This is a genomic window from Nocardiopsis codii, assembly GCF_036327455.1.
In the GTDB taxonomy this organism is placed as follows: Bacteria; Actinomycetota; Actinomycetes; order Streptosporangiales; family Streptosporangiaceae; genus Nocardiopsis; species Nocardiopsis codii.
In genome coordinates this window covers 1-25222 of record NZ_JAUZMY010000028.1, presented here as the reverse complement: position 1 = coordinate 25222, position 25222 = coordinate 1, and the positions used below count along the sequence as shown (strand labels likewise).

Genomic DNA, 25222 nt, shown 5'->3' with positions numbered 1-25222 from the left:
AGGTTGATCGTGAATCGACAGCAGGAATTCGTGCTCCGCACGTTGGAGGAGCGCGACATCCGGTTCGTGAGGCTGTGGTTCACCGACGTGCTCGGGTACCTCAAGTCCGTGGCGGTCGCGCCCGCCGAACTGGAGGCCGCCTTCTCCGAGGGCATCGGTTTCGACGGCTCGGCGATCGAGGGGTTCGCCCGCGTCTACGAGGCCGACATGCTGGCCCAGCCCGACCCCTCCACCTTCCAGGTGCTGCCCTGGCGCAACGAGCCCCACGGCACCGCGCGGATGTACTGCGACATCCTCATGCCGGACGGGTCGCCGTCTCCGGCGGACCCGCGGCACGTGTTGAAGCGCCAGCTCAGCAAGGCCTCCGACCTGGGTTTCACGTTCTACACGCACCCGGAGATCGAGTTCTACCTGCTGAAGAAGATGCCCGAGATGGGCGAGCTCCCCGAGCCGAACGACTCGGGCGGCTACTTCGACCACACGCCGCACAACAGCGCGCACGACTTCCGGCGCAACGCCATCAACATGCTGGAGGCCATGGGCATCTCCGTGGAGTTCAGCCACCACGAGGGCGGTCCGGGGCAGCAGGAGATCGACCTCCGGTACGCGGACGCGCTCACCACCGCCGACAACATCATGACCTTCCGGCTCGTGATGAAGGAGGTGGCGCTGGAGCAGGGCGTCTACGCGACGTTCATGCCCAAGCCGTTCACCCAGTACCCGGGTTCGGGCATGCACACCCACCTGTCGCTGTTCGAGGGCGACCGCAACGCCTTCTACGAGCCGGGGGCGGACTTCCAGCTGTCCAAGGTGGGCCGCGGGTTCATCGCGGGCCTGCTGCGCCACGCCGACGAGATCACCGCGGTCACCAACCAGTGGGTCAACTCGTACAAGCGCCTGTGGGACGACCCCGCGGCCTCCGCCGGGATGGGCGGTGAGGCGCCGGCGTACATCTGCTGGGGCCACAACAACCGCTCCGCCCTGGTGCGCGTGCCCATGTACAAGCCCGGCAAGTCGAACTCCAGCCGGATCGAGATCCGCTCGCTGGACACCTCCTGCAACCCCTACCTGGCCTACGCCGTCATCCTGGCCGCCGGGCTCAAGGGCATCGAGGAGGGCTACGAGCTGCCCCCCGGCGCGGAGGACGACGTCTGGGCGCTGACCGACGCCGAGCGCCGCGCGCTGGGCATCCGGCCGCTCCCCCAGAGCCTGGACGAGGCCCTGAGGATCATGGAGAACAGCGAGCTGGTCGCCGAGACCCTCGGCGAGCACGTGTTCGACTTCTTCCTGCGCAACAAGAAGACGGAGTGGAACTCCTACCGGCGCCAGGTCACCCCGTACGAGCTCCAGCGGTACCTGCCGACCCTCTAGCCGCGGCCCCGGCGGCGTACCCTCCCCGCCATGAGCCCCCACCCGGTCGGCGAACGCCGACGGGGCGGGGGCTCCCGCGTTCTCCCGTGTCCCCGGCGCGGGGCGGACGGGGTGCGGGCGTCACCGCCCCGTCGGCTACCCCAGGCCGAGTTCGCGGGCGCGGACCGCCGCGGCGTTGCGGTTGGACACCCCCAGCTTCGCCATCAGGTTCGTCACGTGCACGCTGACCGTCTTCGCCGAGATGAACAGAACCTCACCGATCTCCCGGTTCGTGGACCCCCGCGCCACCTCCGCCAGCACCTCCGCCTCGCGCCGCGTCAGCCCCGCGGGCCGCGCGTCCTCCCGCGAGCGGGAGCCGCCCGCCCCCGGGCCCCTGCCGGGGAGCGCCCCGTCGGTGATCGCGGCGGGGGCCGGGACCGCGCCGACCGCGGCGGGCCTCCCGGGGTCGGGCAGCCCGTGGAGCCTGCGCAGCCGCTCCGCCTGGCGGTCGAAGAGCGTGATCCCGTGCCGCCGGGCGAGGCGCCGGACGACGGCGAGGTGGTCGACCGCCCGTTCGCGGTCGTCGGCGCGCAGGGCGGCGCGGGCGGCGGACAGCCGGATCCGGCCCTCGGTGAGCACGTCTCCGCGGTCCCGGACCAGGGCGACCGCGGCCTCCGCCTCGGCGAGCGCCTCCCCGGCGTCCTCCCCGATCTGGGCCATGACCTGGTGGCGCAGCAGGAGGTGACCGGGGTGCCGGGTGCCGCGCGGGAACCCGTCGAACACCTCGCGCAGCCCGGCGCTGAGGATCCGGGCCTCCTCCTCCCGTCCCGGCTCCTCCCGCATGAGCTCGACGACGTCGCCCACCGGGGACAGGCCGAGCACGTACAGCTCGTCGGAGAAGGGGTTCCGGAGGTCGGGGCGGCGGCCGAGCTGGGCCGCGGCCAGGTCGAAGGCCTCGCCGAAGCGCCCTTCCTCCGCCGCCACCTGTGTGTCCGTGAAGTGGAGGGGCAGGTACTCGGAGGGCGAACTGCTGTGCTCCGGAAGCAGTCCCCGGAAGTCGTCCATGGCCTCGCGGACGCCGTCCAGGTCCCACCGGTGGTACGCGAGGTTCATCCGGAGGGTGCGGGCCCGCGCCACGAACACGGAGCCGCCGGTGATCAGCGCCAGCCGCTCCTCCGCCTCGGCGAAACGGCCCTGGTAGGCACGCCTGACCGCGATCCCCAGGTGGAAGGGGTCGCTCTGGGTGCGGGCCAGCCCGAGTTCCGCGCAGCGGCGCAACCCCTCCTCGACGATCCGGCCCTGCTCCTCCCCTCGGCCGAGCCGCTGGAACGCGCCGCCCAGGTTGTTCAGGCCGCGCAGCTCCACGAGGGCGAAGCCGGACTCGCGGGCGAGGGAGATGCCGCCGGCGAGCATCCGCAGCCCGGCCTCGTGCTCCTCGGTGGAGGCGAGGGTACCGAGGGTGATGAGGAGGTCGGCCTCGTTGTGGCGGTCGCCTGCGGCGCGCGCCTGCTCCAGCCCGCGGAGCGCGCTGCGCCTGGCCTGCGCGTAGTGGTTGCGCATCATCAGGGTGGCGGCCAGGGTCGAGCCGACGGCGGCGGCGAGCGGGTGGTCGTGGGGCAGGACGACGAGCGCGTCGGCGAGGTCCTCCAGGGCCCCGTCCCTGCCCATCTCCTTGAGCGCGTGGGCGCGGGCGTGCCGGAGCCCGGCGATCAGCTCCGCGTTCCCGGGGGGCGGCCCGCCGGGCGGGTGGTAGCCGGTGACGCCCAGCTCGCGCAGTCCGCCGGTGGCGTAGTCGACGGCGCGGCGCGGGGAGCCTGCGACCAGGGAGGCCACGGAGGCGCGGCGCAGCACCTCCCCGCGCGGTTCGCCGACCCGGGCCGCGGCGTCGGGGACCAGGTCCCACAGTTCCAGGACGCGTTCGAGCAGGGCGAGGTGTTCGGGGTGGGCGGCGGCGCACGACGCGTGGTGGGCGGCCCGCCAGGCGGCGGCCAGGGCCAGGGGCTGGTCGTGGGCGGCGTGGGCGTGGTGGGCGAGCTGAATGGCGGTGTCGGCCGCGTGCATGCCGGGGATCCCGCGTTCGAGGGCTTCGGCGTAGCGCTTGTGGGCGCGGACGCGCTCGCCGGGCAGCAGGTCGGCGTGGACGGCCTCCGCGAGCAGGGCGTGCCGGAACACGTAGCCGTCGGCGGTGGCCCGCAGCACCTGGGCGTCGGCGGCGTGGCGCAGCGCGGTGTCCAGCTGGTCCTCGGTGTACCCCGCCCGCAGGGCGACGGCGGCCAGGAGGACGTGGTCGACCCGGTCGCCCGCGGTGGCGGCGAGGCCCAGGACGCGCCGGGTGGTGTCGGGCAGGCGTTCGACGGTGCCGAGGAGGAGGTCGCGGGGCCCGTCGGGGATGGGTCCCCCGGCGGGGTCCCGGCCCGCGAGGAACGACTCGACGAACAGGGGGTTCCCGCCGCTGCGCTCGAAGAGCAGGTCGACGGCGGCGGGGGCGAGGGCCTCGCCCCGGAGCGCGGACGCCTGGGCCGCGACCGCGTCCCGGTCGAGGGGGCCGAGGTCGAGGCGGCGGACGCGGGGCAGGCGTTCGAGTTCGGGGAGGAGCCGCCGCAGGGGGTGGGTCCGGTGCAGGTCGTCGGTGCGCACGCTGACCAGCAGGTGGACGGGGACTGCGCCGAGGTTGCGCAGGAGGAACACGAGGAGGTCGCGGGTGGAGGCGTCCGCCCACTGGAGGTCCTCGACGACGACCAGGAGTCCGCCGGGGCGGGCCCGTTCCTCCAGGAAGGTCAGGACCGACTCGAAGAGGCGGGCGCGGCCGTCGTCGGCCCCTCCGGGCGCACGGCCGAGCTCGGGGAGGAGCCGGGCCAGTTCCCGCCTGTGGGCGGCGGAGGGCGGGGCGCCCTCCTCACGGACGAGGTGGCGCAGCAGGGTGGTGAAGGGGGCGAACGGGACGCCCTCCGCCCCGAGTTCGAGGCAGCCGCCGACGGCCGCGCGGGCCATGGCGGCGCGTGCCAGGTACTCGTCGATGAGCCGGGTCTTGCCGACACCGGCGTCACCGCAGACCAGGACGGCCCGGGTGCCGTCCGCCCCGGCCCGGCGCCCGTCCTCGGAGAGCCGGGCGAGCTGGTGTTCGCGTCCGACGAAGACGGGGGCGGGGTCGTGGGACTGCATGGCGTTCAGTATGTCGGTTTCACGGTGGATCGTGTCCGGGTGGTGGACCTGTCCCCTGACCGCTTCCGGCCAGGGTCCGAGCGGCGGCCGCTGCGGGGAGGGCTGCCCCGGGGCACCGGGCGGCCCCTCCCAAGGGAGCGGGTCAGGCCCCGCCGAGCCACAGGTCGGGGCCGAACACCTCGTAGTGGACGCGGCGGGCGGGCACCCCCGCGTCGAGCAGCTGCGCGCGCACGTCGCGCATGAACGGCAGCGGCCCGCACAGGTAGGCCTCGGCGTCCTCGGGGAGGTCGATGCCGGACAGGTCCATGCGCCCCTGGCCCCGGCCGTCGCCACCGGTCCCGTACCAGGTCCGGAGGTCCGCTCCGGGCAGGGCGTCGACCAGGGCGGCCGTCTCCCCGCGGTGCGCGTGCTCCGCGGGGCCGCGGTCGGCGTGCAGGACGAGGACCCTGCGGGGGTCGGCCCGCTCGGCGAGCCGCTGGAGCATGGCGACGATCGGGGTGCAGCCGATCCCGGCGGAGACCAGCAGGAGGGGGTGGTCGCCCTCCGCCAGGGCGACGTCGCCCGCGGGGGCGGACACCATGAGGGTGTCGCCGGGGACAGCGGTGTCGTGCAGCAGGGTGGAGACCTCCCCGGCGGGGGTCGCACCGGCGCGCAGGCGCTTGACGGTGATCCGGCGGCGCCTGCCGTCCCAGCCGCTCAGGGAGTACTGGCGGGCCTGGTGGACGCCGTCGGCCAGACGCACCCGGACGCTGACGTACTGGCCGGGCAGGAAGGCGGGGACGGGGTCGTCGGTGCCCGGTTCGAGGGTGAGGGAGACGGTGTCGGGCGTCTGCTCCCGGCGTTCGGCCACCCTCCAGGGGCGCCAGACGTCGCCCCCGTCGGCCCCGGCCGCGTTGTAGAGGCGGGCCTCCAGGGCGATGAGGGCCCCGGCCATGAGCCAGTACACCTCGTCCCAGGCGGAGACAACGTCGGGGGTCGCGGCGTCGCCGAGGGTCTGGGCGATGGCGCCGAAGAGGTACTTGTGCACGACCACGTACTGGTCCTCGGTGACGCCGAGGGAGACGTGCTTGTGGGCGATGCGGGAGAGGAGTGCGTCCGGGCGCTCGTCCGGGTGGGCGAGGAGCCCGGTGGCGAAGGCGGCGATCGAGCCGGCCAGGGCCCGGCTCTGCTCGCCGGAGGCCTGGTTGCCCCGGTTGAACATGCCGTCGAGGAGTTCGGGGTGGTCGTCGAGCATCGCCTCGTAGAACCGGGCCGTGATGGTGTCCAACGATGCGGCGACCACGGGGAGGGTGGCGCGGATCGTGGCTGCGGACTCGGTGGAGAGCATGCGTCCTCCTCGGCCGGAAGGTGGGGAACCGTCCCGGATCAGATAATTGGTATCTGAAATGCACATTAAATCCGCGTGCGGGAGACACGCGCCCGGGGTCCCTTCACCGGGGCCCCGCGGCGGCTTCGGCGGACCTGTCGCCGCAGGTGGAAGGGGGCGGGACAGCACGAGAGGGCTCGGCGCCAGGATCGCACGGCCCCACCTCCCGGGACCTCCGTCCCGTCCGGGTGGGAGCGAAGGTCGCCTCCCGGCACCGCGCGGCGCGCCGGGGGCGGTGCGTGCGCGGATACGGAGACCTTCGCCACAGGCGGGGGCGGGGGCAGGCGGGGCCCCGGGCAGGCGCGGACCGGGGGAGGTCGGCCCCGGAGGCGGGAAGGCGGAAGGGTGGGCACGGGCGGGGCACGCCTGAGCGGCAGGAGGGCGGTCCGGGGCGGAGGCTTGGGTTCCAGTGGTGGGTGCAGCGGCCCCCTGCGAAGGAGGCGGGCCCGGGCGGAGGGCAGACGGAGGGCAGGCCCGAACGGAGCGGCAGCGGCCCCGGCCAGGGGAGGGCGGTCCGGGCGAAGGCGGCCCGGAGGGCGGAAGGAACGGCCCGGGCGGAGGGAGGGCAGCACGACGCCGACGGGAGCGGAGCACCCCCTGTATCCAGGAAACCGCGGACGGGCGGTCCGCACCAGGGGCTGTGGACGGACCCGGCGCCCCTACTCCGGGCGCAGCAGGGTGAGCGCGCCCCTGGTCGGCGGCGCCACCAGTGACTCCACGGCGACGGTGTCGAGGGAGGAGTAGAACGCCTCGCGGGCGTCGCGCAGGGCGCCGCGCAGGCGGCAGGCCGCGCGCAACGGGCAGGGCGGGTCGGCCTCGCAGCCCGCGAGGTCTCCCCCTCCCTCCAGTGCGCGCACGATCGTCCCGACCGAGGTGCGCCGCCCCTCCTCCGTCAGGCGCAGGCCGCCGTGGCGACCGCGCCGCGTCTCCACGAGTCCCATGTCGGACAGGGCCGCCACGGCCTTGGCCATGTGCGTGTACGGCACGGCGAGCATCCCGGCGGCGTTCCTGGTGGTGAGGAGTTCACCCTCCGCCGTCACCGCGAGCCGCATGACCAGTCGCAGGGAGACGTCGGTGAAGGCGGTCAGGCGCATGCTCCCAACGTAGGCGACCGGCCGCGCCCCGCGCGTCGGCCGGGACTCCCCCGCCCCGCCTGTCGGGGCGGGTGGGTCAGCCGCGGCTCCCGCCGGTGTCCCCGTCGCGCGGGGCGTCCACCGGCTGGTGGCTTCCCGCCTCACGGGGCATCCAGATGAGGACCACCACCAGCCCGACCAGGCCGAAGCACAGGGACACGGTCGCGGCCGTGTGCAGGCCCGCCATGAACGCCTCCTTGGCGGGGCCTATCAGCACGCGGCCCGCCTCCCCCGCGCCGCGGGCGACCGCCAGGGTGCCCTCGATCGACTCCCCCGCGGCGTGCAGCTCCCCGGGGCTCAGCTGCCCGGCGCCCTCCCCCTCCGCGAATCCGTCCAGGACCGGGGTGATCCCGGAGCGGTACCGGAAGGAGATCACCGCTCCCAGGACCGCGACCCCCATCGCGGTCGCGACCTGGCGGACCGTGTTCTGCACGGCGGAGGCCGACCCCGCCTTGCCCGGCGGGACCGACGACATGATCGCGTCCGTGGCGGGCGTCAGCACGACCGCCATCGACCCCGCCTGGAGGAAGGCGAACCCGATGATCAGCGGCAGCGGCGTGTCCGGCTCCAGCTGGGTGAAGAACACGAAGCTCGAACACACCCCGAGCACGCCGCAGGCGGCGACCACGCGCGGCCCCGCCCACCGCACGAGGGTCGGGCTGAGCGGCGCCATGAGCATCTGCCCCACGGCCGCCGGCAGCACCAGGAGGCCCGCCACGAAGGGCGTGAACTCCCGGACGCTCTGCCAGTAGAAGCTCAGGAAGAAGATGATCCCGGACATGCTGAAGAACATCACCATGATGGTGGCGATGGAGACGCTGAACCGCGGGTCGCGGAAGAAGCGGACGTCCAGCGACGGGTCCTCGGTCCGCGACTCGTGCACGAGGAACAGCGCGAGCACGGCCACGCCCCCCGCCAGAGCACCCCACACGTCCCAGTCGGCCAGCGAGGCCCGTTCCCCCGCGGTGATGATCCCGTAGATCAGGAGCACCAGTCCGGGGATGGAGAGCAGCACGCCGAGGACGTCCGGCCTCCCCGGGTTCGCGTCCTTCGACTCCGGGATCAGGAAGAACATCAGCGCCAGCCCGAGAACGACGAAGGGCACGTTGATGAGGAAGATCGACCCCCACCAGAAGTTCTCCAGGAGCAGCCCGCCCACGGAGGGGCCGATCGCCATCGCGAGGCCGACCGAGCCCGCCCAGATCCCGATGGCGCGCCCGCGCTGGTCGGGCGGGAACACGTTCGTGATGATCGACAGCGTCTGCGGCATCACCATCGACGCGCCGAACCCCATGGCGGCGCGGGCCAGGATGAGCTGCTCGGGGCTCTGCGAGTAGGCCGACAGCGCCGACGCCGCACCGAAGACGGTGAGCCCCGCCACGATCATGCGGCGCCGCCCCAGCCGGTCGCCGAGCACGCCGAAGGCGAACAGCAGCCCGGCGAAGACCAGCGTGTAGGAGTTGATCGCCCAGGCCAGTTGGGACTGGCTGGCGCCCACGCCCCTCTCCGGGTCGGAGAGCACGCGCAGCGCCACGTTGAGGATCGTGTTGTCCGCGACGATCACCAGGAGGCAGATGACCAGGACCGCGAGCCCGCCCCATCTCCGCCGATATGCCGTCTGCGCGTCCACGAACCACCTCCGCTACCGGGCACCCGATCGGCGGTTCGGGCCGTGCCACGGGCCGCGGCCGGCGGTCTCCCGCGCGGTGGCGCGAACGGTGTGACGACTCTCCCCCGCAGGCCCTCCTGCACCAAGAGGTACAGGGAATGATCCGGTGGCGCAATCCGGTTGTATCCCGCGAGGAGCGGCGTCGCGGCGGCATGCGATGATGCTTGCGTGTGGCGGCAGGAACCGGTTCCACTCCGTCGGTCACGGCGGTCGGAAGGTCTCCGGGACACCGGCGCCGCACTCGCCCGGCCCTCTCCACGGGGGCCGCAAACGGGGCCTGTGCCCTCCCGCGCGCGAGCGCGACACCATCATTCGTCCACATGTCCGGGGACACCCGCCGAGGTGCTTCGAGACGACGGAGGAAGAACACGTCATGACCATCACATCCACCACCCCCTCAGCCGGAAACTCCCTGTACGGCGGCGTCACCAACCGGCGCGTCACCGTCCGCGACCTGGCCTCCGCCAAGGCCCGCGGCGAGCGCTGGCCCATGCTGACCGCCTACGACGCCCTCACCGCCCGGGTCTTCGACGAGGCCGGGATCCCGGTCCTGCTCGTCGGCGACTCGGCCGCGAACGTCGTCTACGGCTACGACACGACCCTCCCGGTCACCATGGACGAGCTCGTCCCGCTGACCGCCGCCGTGTCCCGTTCGACGCAGCGGGCACTCGTGGTCGCCGACCTCCCGTTCGGCTCCTACCAGTCCTCCCCCCAGCAGGCGCTGGAGTCGGCGTCGCGGTTCATGAAGGAGGGTCGCGCCCAGGCGGTGAAGCTGGAGGGCGGCCACGCGGTCGCACCCCAGGTGGAGCTGCTGGTGTCCGCCGGGATCCCGGTGATGGCGCACCTCGGCCTGACCCCGCAGTCGGTCAACACGCTGGGCGGGTACCGGGTCCAGGGTCGCGGCGAGGCCGCGGCCGGGCTGCTCAAGGACGCCAAGGAGATGGAGCGCGCGGGGGCCTTCGCGGTCGTGCTGGAGTGCGTGCCCGCCGAGGTGGCCGCGCAGGTCACCGAACAGCTCTCCGTCCCGACCGTGGGCATCGGCGCCGGTCCGTCCACGGACGCCCAGGTGCTGGTGTGGCAGGACATGGCCGGGTTGAGCCCGAAGGTGGCGAAGTTCGTCAAGACCTACGCCAACCTGCACGAGACACTGCGTGACGCCGCCTCGGCGTACGCGGACGAGGTCGTCAACGGGACCTTCCCGGAGGAGCGCCACTCCTACACGGGCTGAGGCCCGCGGGACCGACGGCCGACGCCCCCGGCGGGGCGCCGGTGAAGGAGTCACGGCCGCCGGCCGGGGTACGCCCCGGCCGGCGGTCGCGCGTACGGGGCGCCCTGCCGGTGGCCGACGTCACCGGGGCGGCTCCGACCTGCGGGGATAGTATGCCTTTCCGACCGGATTTATCGGCTGTAGGGGGACGCACCATGACAGACCGCACCGCACCCACCGTCGGCGTGGAGTGGCTCGCCGACCACCTGGACGACAAGGACCTCGTCGTCGTCGACTCCACCACGCTGCTGTCCGTCCCGGACGACGGGCCCTACACGGTGGAGTCCGGCAGGGAGGGCTTCGACGCGGAGCACATCCCGGGCGCCCTCTTCGCCGACCTGCTCACCGACTTCGCCGACACCGAGGCCCCCGCGCCGTGGACGGTGCCCTCCTCGGAGAAGTTCGCAGTCGGCGCGGGCGCCCTGGGCATCGGCCCCGGCCGGACGGTCGTGGTGTACGACCGGAGCACCGGGTTCTGGGCCACCCGCCTCTGGTGGCAGCTGCGCCTGGAGGGGTTCGACGACGCGGTGGTCCTCGACGGCGGGCTGCGCGCCTGGAGGGCGGCCGGGCAGCCGGTCACCGACGAGCCCACCCCCACCCCGGTCCCCATGGCCTTCCAGGCCGAGCGGCGCCCCGAGCTGCTGCGCTCCACAGCCGAGGTGGCGGCGGCCGTGGACGACCGCGGGACGGTGCTGGTCAACGTGCTCGACCCGGAGACCTACCGGGGCGACAAGCACACCTACGCGCGTGACGGGCACATCCCCGGCAGCGTCAACCTGCCGGTCAGCGAGGTCCTCGACCCGCGGACGGGCCGGATCAGGCCGGTGGAGGAACTGCGCGCGGTCTTCGACGGCGCGGGCCTGCTCGACCCCGGCGTCACCCCGGTCACCTACTGCGGCGGCGGCATCGCCGCCACGGGGGTCGCGCATGCGCTCGCCCTCGTCGGCCGGACGGACGTCGCCGTCTACGACGGCTCGATGACCGCCTGGGCGGCCGACCCGTCCCTGCCGCTGGTCACCGGCGACTCCCCCCGCTGAACCGGCTCCGCCGCCGTCCGGGACCACCGGCCGGCGGCGGCCGGGGTGTGAGCCGGACAACAAACCGAATCGTACTCGGCAGTAGAGTTGCTCTCGTACCCAGCACCGACACGGGCCGGGGTCCGGCCCGCCCGGGAGGACACACATGCGCATCTCGATGCCGCTCCAGTACGCGGGTGACCCCAAGGCCTCCGTCGACCGGGTGGTCGAACTGGAGAAGGCCGGGCTCGACACCGTGTGGGTCGCCGAGGCCTACGGGTTCGACAGCCCCACCCTGATGGGCTACATCGCCGCCCGCACCGAGACCGTGAACATCGGCTCCGCCATCCTGCCGATGTACACCCGCACCCCCGCGCTCGTCGCGATGACGGCCGCGGGGCTGGACGACCTGTCCGACGGGCGCGCCATCCTCGGCCTGGGCGCCAGCGGACCGCAGGTCATCGAGGGCTTCCACGGCGTCCCCTACACCAAGCCCCTCGCCCGCACACGCGAGACCATCGAGATCTGCCGCAAGGTCTGGGCCCGCGAGGACCGCCTCACCCACGACGGCTCCGTCTTCCAGGTGCCGCTGCCCCCGGAGACGGGCACTGGTCTGGGCAAGCCGCTCAAGATCATCAACCACCCCCGGCGCGCGGAGATCCCCGTCTACGTGGCGTCGCTGGGCGTGAAGAACGTGGCGATGACCGCCGAGATCGCCGACGGCTGGCTGCCCCACCTGTTCATCCCCGAGAAGGCCGACCTGGTGTGGGGCGAGGCCCTGGCCGAGGGCCGGGCGAAGCGCGACCCCTCGCTGGGCGACCTGGAGATCTCCGCCGGAGGGCTGCTCGCCATCGGCGAGGGCGAGGACACCAGGAAGCTGCTCGACCTCGTGCGCCCCATGATCGCCCTGTACGTCGGCGGCATGGGGGCCAAGGGCAGGAACTTCTACAACACGGTCGCCCGCCGCTACGGCTACGAGGACGCGGCCGAGCGGATCCAGGACCTGTACCTGGACGGCAGGAGGGACGAGGCGGCCGCGGCCGTGCCCGACGAGTTCGTGGAGCTGACCAACCTGGTCGGCCCGGAGTCCTACGTGCGCGAGCGTGTGGAGGCCTTCCGCGCCGCGGGGGTCACCAAGCTCAACGTGACCCCGGTCGGCGACGACCCGACCGCACTGGTCGAGAAGGTCAGGGGCTGGCTCTCCTGATCCGGCACTCCCCTGCGGCACCCCACGGCCCCGCGCCCGGCGCGGGGCCGTCCGCGTGCACGGACCCCGCGGCGCCGGCGCCTGCGGGCCGTGCTTCCGGGACCGGGAGCGGGGCCGCCGCACCCGGTACGCGCCCTTCGGGACGTCCGGACCGACCGACGGGGAGCGCGAGGCGTTCCGCGCCCGACCGCGGGGGCCACAGGGCCGCGGGGCGTCCCCGCGGCCCCTGCGCGCCCCGGCCCTCAGATACCGGTGACGCGCACGCCCGCGTGGGTCTTGTACCGGCGGTTGACCGCGATCAGGTTGGCGGTGAGCGCCTCGACCTGGTGGGCGTTGCGCAACCGTCCGCCGAAGACGCCGCGCACGCCCGGAATCCGCTCGGCCAGGGCGCGCACCGCGTCGGTGGCGGCGCGGTCCTCGCCCAGCACCAGGACGTCGAGGGCCACCTCGTCGACCGAGGGGTCCAGCAGGACCACCGCCGACACGTGGTGGAAGGCGGCCGTCACCGTGCTCCCGGTCAGGATCAGGGCCGCCTGCTGGGCGGCGCTCCCCTCCGGGACGTCGAGCGCGAAGGGGCCCTTGCCGTCGAACCCGAGCGGGTTGACGCAGTCGACCACGATCTTGCCCGCGAGGGGTCCGACCAGCCCCTCCAGCAGCTCCCTGTGCCCGTCCCACGGCACGGCGACGATGACGATGTCGCCCTCGGCCGCGGCGGCCGTGTTGTCCAGCCCCCGGACGTCCAGCCGGGCGGACTCCCCCTCCGTCAGCTCCCGCGCGGCCTTCTCGGCCCTCTCGGCGCTGCGCGACCCGATGAGGACGGTGTGCCCGGCCAGGGCGAACCGGCGGGCGAGGCCGCGCCCCTGGTCGCCGGTCCCTCCCAGGACCGCGATGGTCTGCCCGGCGATGTCCGCGCCCTCGGGCGTGCTCTCTTCAGTCATGGCCCGATCCTGTCAGAGGCGCCGCCGCACGGGGCCCGTGGACCCTCACCAACCGCCGTCCGCCTCGCGCTCGTCCTGGGTGTCCCACTCCTCGTTGCGGCCGGCCGCGATCGACAGCGCGCGGGCGGCCGTGGCCTCGTCCTCGTACGGGCCCATCCGCTCCCGGTTCGGGCACCCGGCGCCGTGCTCGACCCTGTTGTGGGTCAGGCAGTACCACCAGCCGTCGTCCTGTACGTCCGTCACGCTCGTCAGCCTCCCGTAGGTCGTTCCTCGTCGCGGGGTCTACCCGGAGTGGGGTGCTCCTCACACCCCCGGGCGGCGCCCCACCGACTCCGGGCGGGCGCGCCCACGAACTACAATCAGTGCTCATGACTACTCCGCTGGTGCCTGGGCGCATCTCGCCACAACGTTCGGTTCCCTCCTCCATCGCCCGGCCGGAGTACGTCGGGCAGAAGTACCCGGTGGAGGGCGTCCTGGGGGACGTGCAGACCCCCGAGACGATCGAGCGGATCCGGGTCGCCGGGCGGATCGCGGCGCAGGCCCTCGAAGAGGTCGGCAAGCACGTCCAGCCCGGTGTGACCACCGACGAGCTGGACCGGATCGGCCACGAGTTCCTGCTGGACCACGGGGCCTACCCGAGCACGCTCGGCTACAAGGGCTACCCGAAGTCGCTGTGCTCGTCCCTCAACGAGGTGATCTGCCACGGCATCCCCGACGACACCAAGGTGTCCGACGGCGACATCGTCAACATCGACATCACCGCGTACAAGGACGGCGTGCACGGCGACACCAACGCCACGTTCCTGGCCGGGAACGTGGCGGAGGAGAACCGGCTCCTGGTCGAGCGGACCAGGGAGGCGACGATGCGCGCCGTCAAGGCGTGCCGCCCGGGCCGCCGGATCAACGTGATCGGCCGGGTCATCGAGTCGTACGCCAAGCGGTTCGGCTACGGCGTGGTCCGCGACTTCACCGGTCACGGCGTGGGCCCGGAGTTCCACTCGGGCCTGGTGATCCCGCACTACGACGACCCGCGCGCGGACACCGTGATGGTGCCGGGGATGACCTTCACGATCGAGCCGATGATCACGCTCGGCGGCGTGGAGTACGACATGTGGGACGACGGCTGGACCGCCGTCACCGCCGACCGCAGGTGGACCGCCCAGTTCGAGCACACCCTGGTGGTCACCGAGACCGGCACGGAGATCCTCACCCTGCCGTAGGCGCGCGGTGCCCGCGGGCCCCGGAGCGCTGCTCCGGGGCCCGTCCTCGTCCGTGCGCCCCGCCCCGTGCCGCCCCGCCCGCCCGTCCCGCGGAGCGGGCGGCGCCCGGCACGCGCGGTACGGCCGCCGGACCCGTGGCGCGGGGGAGGTCCCGCACCGGTGGATCCGCGGGGGTCCAGGGCGTAGTGTCGGCCGGGTGAAAATTCTCATCTCCGCCGACATGGAGGGCGCCACCGGCGTCACCTGGCCCGCCGACGTCGAACCGGGCACCGAGCAGTGGCAGCGCTGCCGGTCCATGTTCACCGGCGACGTGAACGCCGCCGTGGAGGGGCTGTTCGAGGGCGGCGCCACCGAGGTCCTGGTCAACGAGGCGCACGCCACCATGCGAAACCTCCTGTTGGAGGAGCTGAACGAGAACGCCACCATGATCACCGGGCGCCACAAGGAGCTCTCGATGGTCGAGGGCGTGCAGTCCGGGGACTGCGACGGCGTCGTCTTCCTCGGCTACCACTGCGGGGCGGGCGAGGAGGGCGTGCTCGCCCACACCTACCTGCCCAACGCGGTGACCGGTGTGTGGCTGGACGGCGAACCGGCCGGCGAGGGCCGTCTCAACGCCGCCGTGGTCGCCGAGTACGGCACACCCGTCATCCTGGTCACGGGGGACGACCGCACCTGCGAGGACGCCGCCTCCTACGCCCCGTTCGCGCGCACGGTCGCGGTCAAGGACCACGTCAGCAGGTACGCCGCGCGGTGCCGTCCCCCCGCGCGGACCGCCCGGGACATCAGGGCCGGCGCCCGCGGCGCCATGACGCTGGCCGGGCGCCTGGACCCGGTCCCGCCCTCCCCCAGGGCCGTCGAGGTCGAGGTGGACTCCGCCCAGCTCGCCCAGGCCGCCGCCATCGTCCCGGGTGTCACCCGTTCCGGGGTCCGACGCGTCCGGTACACCTCGCCGGACGCCTACGAGATGATCCGGTGCTTCAAAGCGGTGACCACGCTGATATCGAATGCGATGGAAGCCCACTACGGGTAGAACTGTGGCTGGGGATCACCACTGAGCACCGTGGTCTTCCACCCCGTCAGCACCACCGCACCGAGAGCGAGGCCGCGCCCGTGGGCCACCCCGTCACACCCTCCCCCGACAGCACCGACGGCCTCACCGCGGCGGGGGAGGACGCACTCCTCCTGGCCCGGGAACTCATCCGCCGCGACTCCACCAACCACGGCGGGGGCGACGGCGACGAGCGCGCCTCCGCCGAGTTCGCGGCCGAGGCCCTGACCGACGCCGGGCTGGACCCCGTGGTCCTGGAGTCCGCCCCCCGCCGCGCCAACGTGGTCGCCCGCATCCCGGGCACCGACCCCGACGCCCCCGCCCTGCTGGTCCACGGCCACCTGGACGTGGTGCCCGCCGACGCCTCCGACTGGACCGTCCCTCCGTTCTCCGGGGAGGTCGCGGACTGCCCGGTCACGGGCGTGCCCGCGCTGTGGGGGCGCGGCGCCGTGGACATGAAGAACACGATCGCCATGGTCACCGCGGTCGTCCGCCACTGGGCGCGGCACGGTCTGCGGCCCCGGCGCGACATCGTGCTCGCGTTCGTCGCCGACGAGGAGGACAGCGCCGCCTACGGCGCCGACTTCCTGGTCCGCCGGCACCCCGACCTGTTCGAGGGCTGCGCCACGGGGATCGGCGAGGGGGGCGGGGAGACCATCCACGCCCGCGACGCCGCCGGGCGCCCCGTCCGCCTCTACCCGGTGGGCGCGGCGGAGCGCGGCAGCGCCTGGCTGACCCTGCGGGCGAAGGGGACGGCCGGGCACGGTTCCCGTCCACCGCGCGACAACGCGGTCGGCGCGCTCGCGGAGGCCGTCGCCCGGATCAACCGGCACGAGTGGCCGCTGCACCTGACTCCGGTCACCCTGGCGTCGATCGACACGATCGCGGCCGCCCTCGGGGTGGAGCGGACGCCCGGTGACACCGGGACCGCCGAGGCGCTGGACTCGCTGGTCTCCCGGCTCGGCCAGGCCGGGGCGCTGATCGGCCCGACCACGCGCAACAGCGCGGCCCCCACCATGCTCGCGGCCGGCTACAAGGTCAACGTGGTGCCCGGAGAGGCCACGGCGGGCGTGGACGGGCGGGTGCTGCCCGGGGCGGAGGACCAGTTCACGGTCACCATGAACGAGCTCACCGGCGACCGCGTGTCCTGGGAGTACGCCCACGGGTCGCCCCCGGTGGACGCGCCCGTGGACTCTCCGGCGTTCTCGTCGCTGCGCTCCGCCCTGCTGGCGCACGACCCCGGAGCCCACGTGGTTCCGGTGTGCCTGGCCGGCGGCACGGACGCCAAGGTGTTCTCCCGGCTGGGGATCGAGTGCTACGGCTTCTCCCCCCTGGCGCAGCCCCCCGGGCTGGACTACACCGGGCTGCTGCACGGGGTGGACGAGCGCGTCCCGGTGGACGGGCTGCGGTTCGGGGTGCGCGCGCTCGACACGTTCCTCCGCGCCTGAGCGCGTCGTCGGGGCGCGGTGCTCGGGCACCGGACATCCTGGGGGGACCGGGTTCGGCGAGGGTCGCGGACCCGCCGCCCCGGCCCCCCGGTCGGCCGGCCGGGGCCGGGTGTCCGAGCAGGAGGTGCAGGGAGTGCGCGCCGTGCCCGCGCGCGGTGCGGTGGGTTGCTGTGGGGACGCGGACGACGAGGGGTGGGACGTGGGCGAAGTGACCGGGGTACGCGAGGAGCGGGACGGGACCGGCACCGTGGTGGAGGAGCGTGCGGGAGTGGGGCCCCGGGTCCCGGGGACGCGGTCCGGCGACCCCCGCGGGGTGCGGGAGCTGGTCAGGCCGCCGCGCCTGCGGGAGGGCGGCAGAGTACGCCTGGTCGCGCCGTGCAGCCCGGTTCCGGCCGCGCAGCTGGACGCGGCCGTGGAGGTGCTGCGCGGGTGGGGCCTGGAGGTCGGGCTCGCCCCGCACGTGCGCGACCGGCACCCACGGCTCCCCTACCTCGCGGGAGGGGACGCGACCCGGGCCGCCGACCTCCAGGAGGCGTGGTGCGACCCGGACGTGGACGCGGTGTTCTGCGTGCGCGGGGGCGACGGGGCGCACCGGACGCTCGACCTGCTGGACTTCGATGCCATGCGGCGGGCCGCACCCAAGGCCCTGGTCGGGTTCAGCGACATCACCGCGCTCCACGAGGCGTTCGCGGTCGAGCTGGGCGTGGCGACGGTGCACGGGCCGGTGGTGGGCACCAAGTACTTCGTGGGCGACACGGTGGCCCAGCGGGAGCTGCACACCACCCTGTTCCTTCCCGAGCACCGCATGGTCCTGACCTCCCCGGGCGCGCACGCACTGGTGCCGGGGCGGGTGCGGGGCGTGACCTTCGGCGGGAACCTCAGCCTGCTCAACGACGGCCTGGCGACCCCGCACAGCCGCCTGTCGGCGGCCGGGGGGATCCTGGTCCTGGAGGATGTCGGGGAGGACGTGGCCCGGCTCGACCGGATGCTCACGCACCTGCTGCGCACCGGGTGGATGGACGGGGTGGCCGGGGTCGCGCTGGGCACGTGGACCGACTGCCCGCCGGGCCCCGGCGTGATCGCCGACCTGATGCGGGACCGCCTGGAACCCCTGGGGGTGCCGGTGCTGTGGGGGCTGGAGTTCGGCCACTGCGCGGCCCAGCTGACCATCCCGCTGGGGGTTCCGGCCGTGCTCGACGCCGGGGCGGGAACCCTGGAGCTGGCCGTCCCCGGCCTGGCCTGACGCGGGCGGGGCGCCCGGTGCGCACCGGGCGTTCCGCCGTGCCGGCGGCACGCGCCCCCCACCGTGATACCGGTATTACTATACCCGCGTGGCTCGGGGGCGTTAGACTCGTCGCATGGTTCGTGAACCGCTTACCGCAGACCAGATCGAGCGCGGCCGCCTTCTCGGCGGACTGCTCCGGCAGGCCCGCGCCGAGCGCACGATGGTGGACGTCGCACGTCAGGCCGGAATCTCGGTCGAGACCCTGCGCAAGATCGAGGGCGGGCGCATCCCCACCCCGGCGTTCTTCACCGTCGGATCGATCGCCGCCACCCTCGGTCTCTCCCTCGACGACCTCCTGCGCCGGGTCCACGCCGTCCTGCCCGCCAAGGAACCCGCACCCGAGCCCGCCTCCCTGGCCGTCTGACCCCGGCCTCCCCCGTAGCTTTGTCACACACCCACGACCCCTGCGTGCCCGCACCGCCCCGGATCCCCGGCGGCGGTGGACACGCGGGGGCCGCGTCAACGACGACCACCAGGGGGACACGATGACCGAACAGGCGCTGAGACTGGACGAGGCCGAACTCCGGGGCCTGCTGGACGGCCGCTGGGCCCACGTCCGCGAACAGGCCCGCGACACCGTCCGCGGGGAGCTGTTCGCCCCCGTCCACGGCCTGTCCGTGGACGACCACCGCGCCCGCACACTCACCCAGCTCAAGGCCCTGGCCAAGACCGACCTTCCCGCCTACGGATTCCCCGCGACGGTGGGCGGCAGCGACGACATCGGCGCCTCCGTCGTCGGCTTCGAGATGCTGGTCGCCGACCTCTCCCTCATGGTGAAGACGGGCGTGCAGTGGGGGCTCTTCGGCGGTGCGATCCGCGCCCTGGGCACCGACCGCCACCATGCCGAGTACCTGCCCGACGTGATGTCGGTGGAGCTGCCCGGCTGCTTCGCCATGACCGAGACCGGCCACGGCTCGGACGTCCAGCAGCTGCGCACCAGGGCCGTCTACGACCCGGCCGCCGAGGAGTTCGTGGTCCACACCCCGGACGAGTCCGCGCGCAAGGACTACATCGGCAATGCGGCCCGCGACGGGCGCATGGCGGTGGTGTTCGCCCAGCTGGAGGTGGACGGCGAGAACCAGGGCGTGCACGCCCTGATGGTGCCGATCCGGGACCGCGAGGGCAGGCCCGCGCCGGGCGTGCGCATCGAGGACTGCGGCCCCAAGGCCGGGCTCAACGGCGTGGACAACGGCCGCCTCTGGTTCGACCAGGTGCGCGTACCGCGCACCAGCCTGCTCAACCGGTACGGGGACGTGGCCGCGGACGGCACCTACTCCAGCCCCATCGAGAGCAAGAACCGGCGCTTCTTCACCATGCTCGGCACCCTGATCCGGGGTCGGATCAGCGTGGCGGGCGGCGCGGGCAGCGCGGCCAAGGCCGCCCTGACCATCGCCCTGCGCTACGCCGACACACGCCGCCAGTTCACCCGCCCCGGGGTCGACGGGGAGCCCGACCAGGAGGTGCGGGTCCTCGACTACCTGGCGCACCAGCGCAAGCTGCTGCCCGCCCTGGCCCGCACCTACGCCCTGCACTTCGCGCAGGAGGAGCTGGTCACGCGGCTGCACGAGCTGTCCCGGTCGGCGGAGGGCGACGACCACGCCCAGCGCGAGCTGGAGTCGCGGGCGGCGGGGCTCAAGGCCGTGGCCACCTGGCACGCCACCGCGACCATCCAGACCTGCCGGGAGGCGTGCGGGGGCGCCGGGTACCTGTCCGAGAACCGCATCCCGCAGCTCAAGGCCGACTCCGACATCTTCACCACGTTCGAGGGCGACAACACGGTCCTGCTGCAGCAGCTCACCAAGGGTCTGCTGACCAACTTCCAGGACTCGTTCGGCGACCTGGACCAGTTGGGCCTGGCCAGGTTCATGGCGGGCAAGGTGTTCGAGACGGTCATCGAGCGCACCGCGGCGATCCCGCTCATCGAACGGCTCGTCGCCGCGGCCCCGGGCCGCGGGGAGGAGGCCGACCTGTACAACCGGGGCTGGCAGCTGGAGCTCCTGGAGGACCGGGAGAAGCACGTCGTCGAGGGCCTGGCCGGGCGCCTGCGCCGGTCCCGCAAGGACGGCAGCGACGCCTTCGAGGTGTTCAACCGGGCCCAGGACCACGTGCTCACGGCGGGCCGCGCCCACATGGACCGGGTGGTCCTGGAGGCGTTCGTGGCGGGGATCGACCGCTGCGGCGACCAGGCGACCGCCAAGCTCCTCAACCGGCTGTGCGACCTGTACGTGCTGTCGGTGGTGGAGGAGGACCGCGCCTGGTTCCTGGAGCACGAGCGCCTCTCCACCGCGCGGTCCAAGGCGGTCACCCAGGCGGTGAACGACCTGTGCCGGGGCCTGCGGCCGTACGCGGTGCGGCTCGTGAACGGGTTCGGGCTGCGCGACGAGTGGCTGGCCGCTCCGATCGCGCTGGGCTCCGAGCACGCCCGCCAGGGCGACCCGCCCCCGGCGCGCGGCTGAGCGGGTCGCGGCCGGGTCACGACGCCGCACCGGCGCGACCCGGTGCGCGACCGGACGCCCTCACGCGGTGCCGGGGCCCGGGCGGCCCCGGCACGGCCGTGTCCGGACCCTGGTTACGCTGGTCGGAACCGAAGAGGGGCGTCACGCCGAGCGATGGTGAGTGGGGGTGCGGATGTCGGCCATCCGGCTGCTGGTTCTCGGGGCGGTCCGGCTCCACGGTCGGGCGCACGGCTACCAGGTGCGCAACGACCTGGAGTTCTGGGGCGCGCACGAGTGGTCCCACGCCAAGCCCGGGTCGATCTACCACGCGCTCAAGCAGATGGCCAAGCAGGGGCTGCTGGTCGCCCACGCGGTCGCCCCGTCCACCGCGGGCGGTCCGCCCCGGACCGAGTACGAGATCACGGAGCGGGGCGTCGAGGAGTACTTCGCCCTGCTGCGCGCGGCGGTGTCGTCCCACGTCGCCGGGCAGGACGTGCTCTCCGCCGGCCTCGGCTTCGTCGTCGACCTCCCCCGGCGGGAGGCCCTCGGCCTCCTGCGGGAGCGGGTGCGGGGCCTGGAGGAGTGGCACCGGAGCGTGGCCGAGTACCACCCGCCGGAGGAGGGGCCCGAGCAGATGGGGCACATCGGCGAGATCATGGGCCTGTGGGTGCACTCCGCGGAGTCGGACGCCGCGTGGACGCGCGGGCTCATCGGGCGGATCGAGGGCGGCGCGTACGTCTTCGCCGGCGAGGAGGGCGAGCCCTACGCCGGTGTCCTCGCCGACGACCCGGCCCACAGGGACGGCGGGGGGCGCCGCGCCGGGCCCGCGGGCGACCGCGGGGCCCCGTAGGGGAGGGCGCCGCGGTCCGCCGGGGGCGCGCACCGCGCTACCCGCCTGCGCCCTCGTCCAGCCAGGCCCGGAGGTCGTCGGCGTTGGCCAGCTCCGCCGCGACCCGCTCGTCCTCCTCGGCGGTGAGCTCGACCCCGGCCAGCCGCGAGCGCCACTCCTGCGCCTTCTCCCCGTCCCCGAGGGCGACGGAGAGTTCGACCAGGACCGCGTACGCCAGCGCCCGGTCGGCGGCGGGGGCGGCGTCCCCGTGGCGGCGCAGCGCCGAGTGGGCCCTGCGGTAGGCGGCCCGGTCGTCGTTCTTGAACTCCCGGAAGATCCGCACCTGGTCGAGTGCCTTGGCCAGCCCCTCCAACCCGGCCGCCCCGCCGTACTCCAACTCCGCCGGCTCGTCCCGCTGGATGAAGATCACCGAGTTGCCCGAGGGGTCCACCAGAGTGAAGCGGCTCGCCCCCGGCCGGTGGCGCGTGACGCGGGGCACCCCTCGTCCGAGCACCTTCCCGTAGGCGCCGCGCATGGCCCGGGTGATCGCGGCGTGGTAGGGCGCGACCGCGTCGACCATCACCAGGCAGCCGCCGCTGTTCTCCTGTGCGGGGTCCAATCCCTCGGTCGCCCTGCCGAAGTGGAGCTCGACGCCGCTCCAGCGGAACGCGAGGTACAGGTACGGCTTCGTCTGCTCGTACGTGACCTCGAAACCGAGGGCGCGGTAGAACGCCAGCGTCTCCTCCGCCGAGACGCAGGGCAGCAGGGGCACCGTCGTCTCGTTCGGCCGCATCCGCTCCTCCGGTTCCCCGGTCGTGGCCACAGGGTCTCGCCCGCCCATGGATCGCCGTCCCTCCATTGATCAACTTTGACTAGCGGTCGAGACTAGACCCCTTCTCCACAACTGGTCAAACTTGACTACATGACGCCGCCGCGGGAGCGGCCGATTTCCGCACGCTCGAAGGCCTTCCCCCTCCAGCACACCCTGCCTAACATGAGACAAATTCACGTTAGGTAGGTCACACGTGCGCACACCCCCCGCGCAGCCCTCCCCCGTCCCCCGGGAGCCGGCCCCGGACGCCCTGGCCGAACCGACCCGCCCCGTCCGCCGCAGGTGGGTGGCCGGGATCAGCCTGGCCAACCTGGGTATGTGGATGGCCTTCTTCGGCCCGCTCCAGGTCCTGCTCCCCGAGCAGGTCGGGATGATCGCCCCCGGCAGCAAGGAGACGACGCTGGCCTGGGTGACCGGGATCGGCGCGGCCTGCTCGACGCTCGGCACACCCCTCGCGGGGGCGCTGTCCGACCGCACCACGGGCAGGTTCGGGCGCCGCCGCCCCTGGATCCTGGCGGGCGCCGTCCTGGGCGGCCTCGGCCTGGTGGTCCTGGGACGGCAGGACGACGTGCTGGGCGTCCTGCTGGGCTGGTCGTTCGTCCAGGCCGCCCTGTCCTGCCTGAACGCGACCCTGCTCGCGGCCGTCCCCGACCACGTGCCGGTCCGCCAGCGCGGCGCGGTGTCCGGCTGGATCGGCATCCCCCAGTCGGCGGGGGTGGTGGTCGCGGTGCTCCTGGTGACCGTGGCGGTCACGGGGACCGCCCCCGGCTACGCCCTGATCGGCGCCCTGACCCTCGCGTGCGCACTGCCGTTCGCGCTGCTGGCACCCGACCCGCCGCTGCCCCCGGAGTCGAGGCCGCCCTGGCGCGCGTTCGCGCGCGGCCTCTGGGTGTCGCCCCGGAGGCACCCCGACTTCGGGTGGGCGTGGCTGACGCGGTTCCTCATGCAGACCGGCAACGCCATGTTCACGCTCTACCTGCTGTACTTCCTGCGCGACGGGGTGGGCTACGAGGAGCTGTTCCCCGGCTCGTCGGCCGCGGACGGCCTGCTGGTGCTGATCCTCGTCTACACGGCGGCCGTCGTGTCCACCACCGTGGTCGCCGGGGCGGTCTCCGACCGGATCGGCCGCCGACGGGGGCTGGTGTGCCTGTCGGGCGCCGTCTCGGCGGTCCCCGCGTTCCTGCTCGCCGCGTACCCGACCTGGCCCGTGAGCCTGGCGTGCGCGGTAGTGCTGGGCGTGGGGTTCGGCATCTACCTGTCCGTGGACAACGCACTGGTCACCGAGGTCCTGCCCTCGGCCGGGGGGCGGGCCAAGGACCTCGGGATCGTCAACGTCGCCAGCGCCGGGCCGCAGGTGCTCGCCCCCGCGATCGCCGGTCCGATCGTCGTCCACCTGGGCGGATACCCGGTGCTCCACACCGCGTGCGGGGTGCTCACCCTGCTGGGGGCGGTCCTGGTCTGGCGGATCCGGGGGGTCGCCTGATCCCCCGGCGCTCCCGCGGCGGCGCCGCCCCGCGGGCACCGCCCCCGGACCCCGCAGCCGCTCCGGCGCGACGCCCGCCGCACCGGTGCCCGCGCCGCGCGCCCGCCGCACCGTCCGCTCCACCGCCGCCACCACACGAAAGGCAGGTCCGTCCATGTCGTCACCGTTCCTGTGGGGGGTGGCCTCCGCCGCCTTCCAGGTCGAGGGCGCCCTGACCGAGGACGGGCGCGCCGCGTCCGTCTGGGACACCTTCGCCCGGCGCCCCGGCGCGATCCGCGACGGCCACAGTCCCGCTGTGGCCTGCGACCACTACCACCGCTGGGAGGAGGACGCGGACCTGCTGGAGCGGCTCGGAGTGAACGCCTACCGGTTCTCGGTCGCCTGGCCCCGGGTGGTCCCCCAGGGCCGCGGGGCCGTGAACGAGGTCGGCCTGGACTTCTACGACCGGCTCGTCGACGCCCTGCTGGAGCGGGGCGTCACACCGGTGCCGACCCTGTTCCACTGGGACCTGCCCCAGGCGCTGGAGGAGGAGGGCGGGTGGACGTCGCGCGACACCGCGCACGCGTTCGCCGAGTACGCGGGGGTGACGGCCGACCGCCTCGGCGACCGGGTGGGGCGGTGGATCACCCTCAACGAACCCGTGGTGCACATGGCCTACGGACACGCGTTCGGCGTGCACGCCCCCGGCAGGACCCTGGACGTGCCCGACGTCCTCGGGGTGGCCCACCACCTCCTGCTCGCGCACGGGCTCGCCTCCCGCGAGCTGCGCTCACGCGGCCTGGAGGCCCTGCTCACCAACAACTACTCCCCCGTCGCCCCCGCCACGGGGTCCGAGGCCGACGCCGGAGCGGCCACGGCCTACGACGCCCTGCACAACCGGCTGTTCACGGACCCGGTGCTGACCGGCGTGTACCCGGACCTGTCGGCCTTCGGGGCCGAGGAGGTGCCGGGGGTGCTCGACGGCGACCTGGAACTCGTCAGGGGGAGCGTCGACGGGATCGGCGTCAACTACTACAACCCGAGCGTGGTCGCCGCGCCCGGCCCCGGGGCGGGCCTGCCGTTCGACTTCGGCGAGGTCACGGGGGTGCCGACGACCGCGTTCGGCTGGCCGGTGGTGCCCGAGGGGCTCGGCGCGGCGCTCGACCTGCTGGTGGAACGCTACGGCGACGCGCTGCCGCCCCTGTACGTCACCGAGAACGGGGCCTCCTACGCCGACACCGTCGCCCCCGGCGGGCACGTGGCGGATCCCGAGCGGATCTCCTACCTGGAGGGGCACGTCGGGGCGGTCGAGGCCGCACGCGGGCGCGGTGTCGACGTGCGCGGCTACTTCGTGTGGACGCTCACGGACAACTTCGAGTGGGCCGAGGGCTACCACCAGCGGTTCGGTCTGGTGCACGTGGACCACGCGACCCAGGTCCGCACCCCGAAGGACTCGTTCGCCTGGTACCGGGACCTCATCGCGTCCCGCACCGGCTCCTGACCGTCGCGGCGCCCCCCCCCGCCGCGGGGCGCCCCCGCCCCGGGCGGGCCGGGG

General features: G+C 74.0%; 20 protein-coding genes. 13 read left to right on the top strand and 7 right to left on the bottom strand.

Annotation, left to right across the window (positions count from 1 at the left end; all coding sequences use genetic code 11):
• Nucleotides 1–9 precede the first annotated feature (9 nt).
• Nucleotides 10–1371 carry a glutamine synthetase family protein gene (locus tag Q8791_RS24255; protein ID WP_330094104.1) on the top strand — a complete coding sequence of 454 codons (1362 nt, stop codon included), beginning with the start codon at nucleotides 10–12 and terminating at the stop codon, nucleotides 1369–1371.
• A gap of 135 nt (nucleotides 1372–1506) precedes the next feature.
• Here the strand turns inward: Q8791_RS24255 and Q8791_RS24250 are convergent, their stop codons facing one another.
• The 4 genes from Q8791_RS24250 to Q8791_RS24235 all read right to left on the bottom strand — a co-directional run bounded on the left by Q8791_RS24250 (nucleotide 1507) and on the right by Q8791_RS24235 (nucleotide 8641).
• Nucleotides 1507–4512: a helix-turn-helix transcriptional regulator gene (locus Q8791_RS24250; RefSeq protein WP_330094103.1), complete on the bottom strand. Its 3006-nt coding sequence runs from the start codon at nucleotides 4510–4512 to the stop codon at nucleotides 1507–1509.
• A gap of 142 nt (nucleotides 4513–4654) precedes the next feature.
• The gene (locus Q8791_RS24245) at nucleotides 4655–5839 is read right to left on the bottom strand and encodes a globin domain-containing protein (protein ID WP_330094102.1); all 1185 of its coding nucleotides are present in this window, start codon (nucleotides 5837–5839) and stop codon (nucleotides 4655–4657) included.
• Nucleotides 5840–6537: 698 nt separating this feature from the next.
• Nucleotides 6538–6972 carry an RrF2 family transcriptional regulator gene (locus Q8791_RS24240; RefSeq protein WP_330094101.1) on the bottom strand — a complete coding sequence of 145 codons (435 nt, stop codon included), beginning with the start codon at nucleotides 6970–6972 and terminating at the stop codon, nucleotides 6538–6540.
• A gap of 76 nt (nucleotides 6973–7048) precedes the next feature.
• Nucleotides 7049–8641, bottom strand: a complete 1593-nt coding sequence (locus Q8791_RS24235) for an MFS transporter (protein WP_330094100.1) — start codon at nucleotides 8639–8641, stop codon at nucleotides 7049–7051.
• A gap of 412 nt (nucleotides 8642–9053) precedes the next feature.
• Between Q8791_RS24235 and panB the strand changes: the two genes are divergently transcribed.
• From panB to Q8791_RS24220, 3 genes are all read left to right on the top strand, one after another.
• Nucleotides 9054–9908 (top strand): 3-methyl-2-oxobutanoate hydroxymethyltransferase, encoded by an 855-nt coding sequence (gene panB, locus Q8791_RS24230; RefSeq protein ID WP_407942043.1) that lies wholly within the window; start codon nucleotides 9054–9056, stop codon nucleotides 9906–9908.
• A 194-nt stretch (nucleotides 9909–10102) separates the two neighbouring features.
• A complete protein-coding gene (locus Q8791_RS24225; RefSeq protein WP_330094099.1) occupies nucleotides 10103–10984 on the top strand; it encodes a sulfurtransferase in 882 nt (293 codons plus the stop codon).
• Nucleotides 10985–11129: 145 nt separating this feature from the next.
• Nucleotides 11130–12170 carry an LLM class F420-dependent oxidoreductase gene (locus Q8791_RS24220; protein WP_330094098.1) on the top strand — a complete coding sequence of 347 codons (1041 nt, stop codon included), beginning with the start codon at nucleotides 11130–11132 and terminating at the stop codon, nucleotides 12168–12170.
• 242 nt (nucleotides 12171–12412) lie between these two features.
• On the opposite strand, the gene npdG is transcribed toward Q8791_RS24220, so the two are convergent.
• Both npdG and Q8791_RS24210 read right to left on the bottom strand, forming a co-directional pair.
• Nucleotides 12413–13108, bottom strand: a complete 696-nt coding sequence (gene npdG / locus Q8791_RS24215; protein WP_330094097.1) for an NADPH-dependent F420 reductase — start codon at nucleotides 13106–13108, stop codon at nucleotides 12413–12415.
• Between the two features lie 45 nt (nucleotides 13109–13153).
• Nucleotides 13154–13351 carry a hypothetical protein gene (locus Q8791_RS24210; protein ID WP_330094096.1) on the bottom strand — a complete coding sequence of 66 codons (198 nt, stop codon included), beginning with the start codon at nucleotides 13349–13351 and terminating at the stop codon, nucleotides 13154–13156.
• Between the two features lie 125 nt (nucleotides 13352–13476).
• Here Q8791_RS24210 and map point away from each other — a divergent pair, with 125 nt between their 5' ends.
• The 7 genes from map (at nucleotide 13477) to Q8791_RS24175 (ending at nucleotide 21394) form a co-directional block, all read left to right on the top strand.
• Nucleotides 13477–14328, top strand: a complete 852-nt coding sequence (gene map / locus Q8791_RS24205; protein ID WP_330094095.1) for a type I methionyl aminopeptidase — start codon at nucleotides 13477–13479, stop codon at nucleotides 14326–14328.
• A 196-nt stretch (nucleotides 14329–14524) separates the two neighbouring features.
• Nucleotides 14525–15358: a M55 family metallopeptidase gene (locus Q8791_RS24200; protein WP_330094094.1), complete on the top strand. Its 834-nt coding sequence runs from the start codon at nucleotides 14525–14527 to the stop codon at nucleotides 15356–15358.
• 80 nt (nucleotides 15359–15438) lie between these two features.
• Nucleotides 15439–16824 carry a M20/M25/M40 family metallo-hydrolase gene (locus tag Q8791_RS24195; protein WP_330094093.1) on the top strand — a complete coding sequence of 462 codons (1386 nt, stop codon included), beginning with the start codon at nucleotides 15439–15441 and terminating at the stop codon, nucleotides 16822–16824.
• A 250-nt stretch (nucleotides 16825–17074) separates the two neighbouring features.
• Nucleotides 17075–18067 (top strand): S66 peptidase family protein, encoded by a 993-nt coding sequence (locus Q8791_RS24190; protein ID WP_330094160.1) that lies wholly within the window; start codon nucleotides 17075–17077, stop codon nucleotides 18065–18067.
• Nucleotides 18068–18182: 115 nt separating this feature from the next.
• The gene (locus Q8791_RS24185) at nucleotides 18183–18473 is read left to right on the top strand and encodes a helix-turn-helix domain-containing protein (RefSeq protein WP_330094092.1); all 291 of its coding nucleotides are present in this window, start codon (nucleotides 18183–18185) and stop codon (nucleotides 18471–18473) included.
• Nucleotides 18474–18594: 121 nt separating this feature from the next.
• Nucleotides 18595–20565 (top strand): acyl-CoA dehydrogenase family protein, encoded by a 1971-nt coding sequence (locus Q8791_RS24180; RefSeq protein ID WP_330094091.1) that lies wholly within the window; start codon nucleotides 18595–18597, stop codon nucleotides 20563–20565.
• A 172-nt stretch (nucleotides 20566–20737) separates the two neighbouring features.
• Entirely contained in the window at nucleotides 20738–21394 is a 657-nt protein-coding gene (locus Q8791_RS24175) for a PadR family transcriptional regulator (protein WP_330094090.1), read from the top strand.
• 37 nt (nucleotides 21395–21431) lie between these two features.
• Here the strand turns inward: Q8791_RS24175 and Q8791_RS24170 are convergent, their stop codons facing one another.
• Complete coding sequence (locus tag Q8791_RS24170) at nucleotides 21432–22166, bottom strand: VOC family protein (protein ID WP_330094089.1); 735 nt, start codon at nucleotides 22164–22166, stop codon at nucleotides 21432–21434.
• 232 nt (nucleotides 22167–22398) lie between these two features.
• Between Q8791_RS24170 and Q8791_RS24165 the strand changes: the two genes are divergently transcribed.
• Both Q8791_RS24165 and Q8791_RS24160 read left to right on the top strand, forming a co-directional pair.
• The gene (locus tag Q8791_RS24165; protein ID WP_330094088.1) at nucleotides 22399–23688 is read left to right on the top strand and encodes an MFS transporter; all 1290 of its coding nucleotides are present in this window, start codon (nucleotides 22399–22401) and stop codon (nucleotides 23686–23688) included.
• A 154-nt stretch (nucleotides 23689–23842) separates the two neighbouring features.
• Complete coding sequence (locus Q8791_RS24160; protein WP_330094087.1) at nucleotides 23843–25168, top strand: GH1 family beta-glucosidase; 1326 nt, start codon at nucleotides 23843–23845, stop codon at nucleotides 25166–25168.
• Nucleotides 25169–25222 lie beyond the last annotated feature (54 nt).

Bases quoted from the DNA above. Each gene is read 5' to 3' on its own strand.
- Q8791_RS24180 (WP_330094091.1), top strand. From the start codon at position 18,595: ATGACCGAACAGGCGCTGAGACTGGACGAGGCCGAACTCCGGGGCCTG.
- map (WP_330094095.1), top strand. From the start codon at position 13,477: ATGACTACTCCGCTGGTGCCTGGGCGCATCTCGCCACAACGTTCGGTT.
- Q8791_RS24245 (WP_330094102.1), bottom strand. From the start codon at position 5,839: ATGCTCTCCACCGAGTCCGCAGCCACGATCCGCGCCACCCTCCCCGTG.
- Q8791_RS24240 (WP_330094101.1), bottom strand. From the start codon at position 6,972: ATGCGCCTGACCGCCTTCACCGACGTCTCCCTGCGACTGGTCATGCGG.
- Q8791_RS24225 (WP_330094099.1), top strand. From the start codon at position 10,103: ATGACAGACCGCACCGCACCCACCGTCGGCGTGGAGTGGCTCGCCGAC.
- Q8791_RS24175 (WP_330094090.1), top strand. From the start codon at position 20,738: ATGTCGGCCATCCGGCTGCTGGTTCTCGGGGCGGTCCGGCTCCACGGT.
- npdG (WP_330094097.1), bottom strand. From the start codon at position 13,108: ATGACTGAAGAGAGCACGCCCGAGGGCGCGGACATCGCCGGGCAGACC.
- Q8791_RS24250 (WP_330094103.1), bottom strand. From the start codon at position 4,512: ATGCAGTCCCACGACCCCGCCCCCGTCTTCGTCGGACGCGAACACCAG.
- Q8791_RS24220 (WP_330094098.1), top strand. From the start codon at position 11,130: ATGCGCATCTCGATGCCGCTCCAGTACGCGGGTGACCCCAAGGCCTCC.
- Q8791_RS24160 (WP_330094087.1), top strand. From the start codon at position 23,843: ATGTCGTCACCGTTCCTGTGGGGGGTGGCCTCCGCCGCCTTCCAGGTC.
- panB (WP_407942043.1), top strand. From the start codon at position 9,054: ATGACCATCACATCCACCACCCCCTCAGCCGGAAACTCCCTGTACGGC.
- Q8791_RS24185 (WP_330094092.1), top strand. From the start codon at position 18,183: ATGGTTCGTGAACCGCTTACCGCAGACCAGATCGAGCGCGGCCGCCTT.
- Q8791_RS24170 (WP_330094089.1), bottom strand. From the start codon at position 22,166: ATGCGGCCGAACGAGACGACGGTGCCCCTGCTGCCCTGCGTCTCGGCG.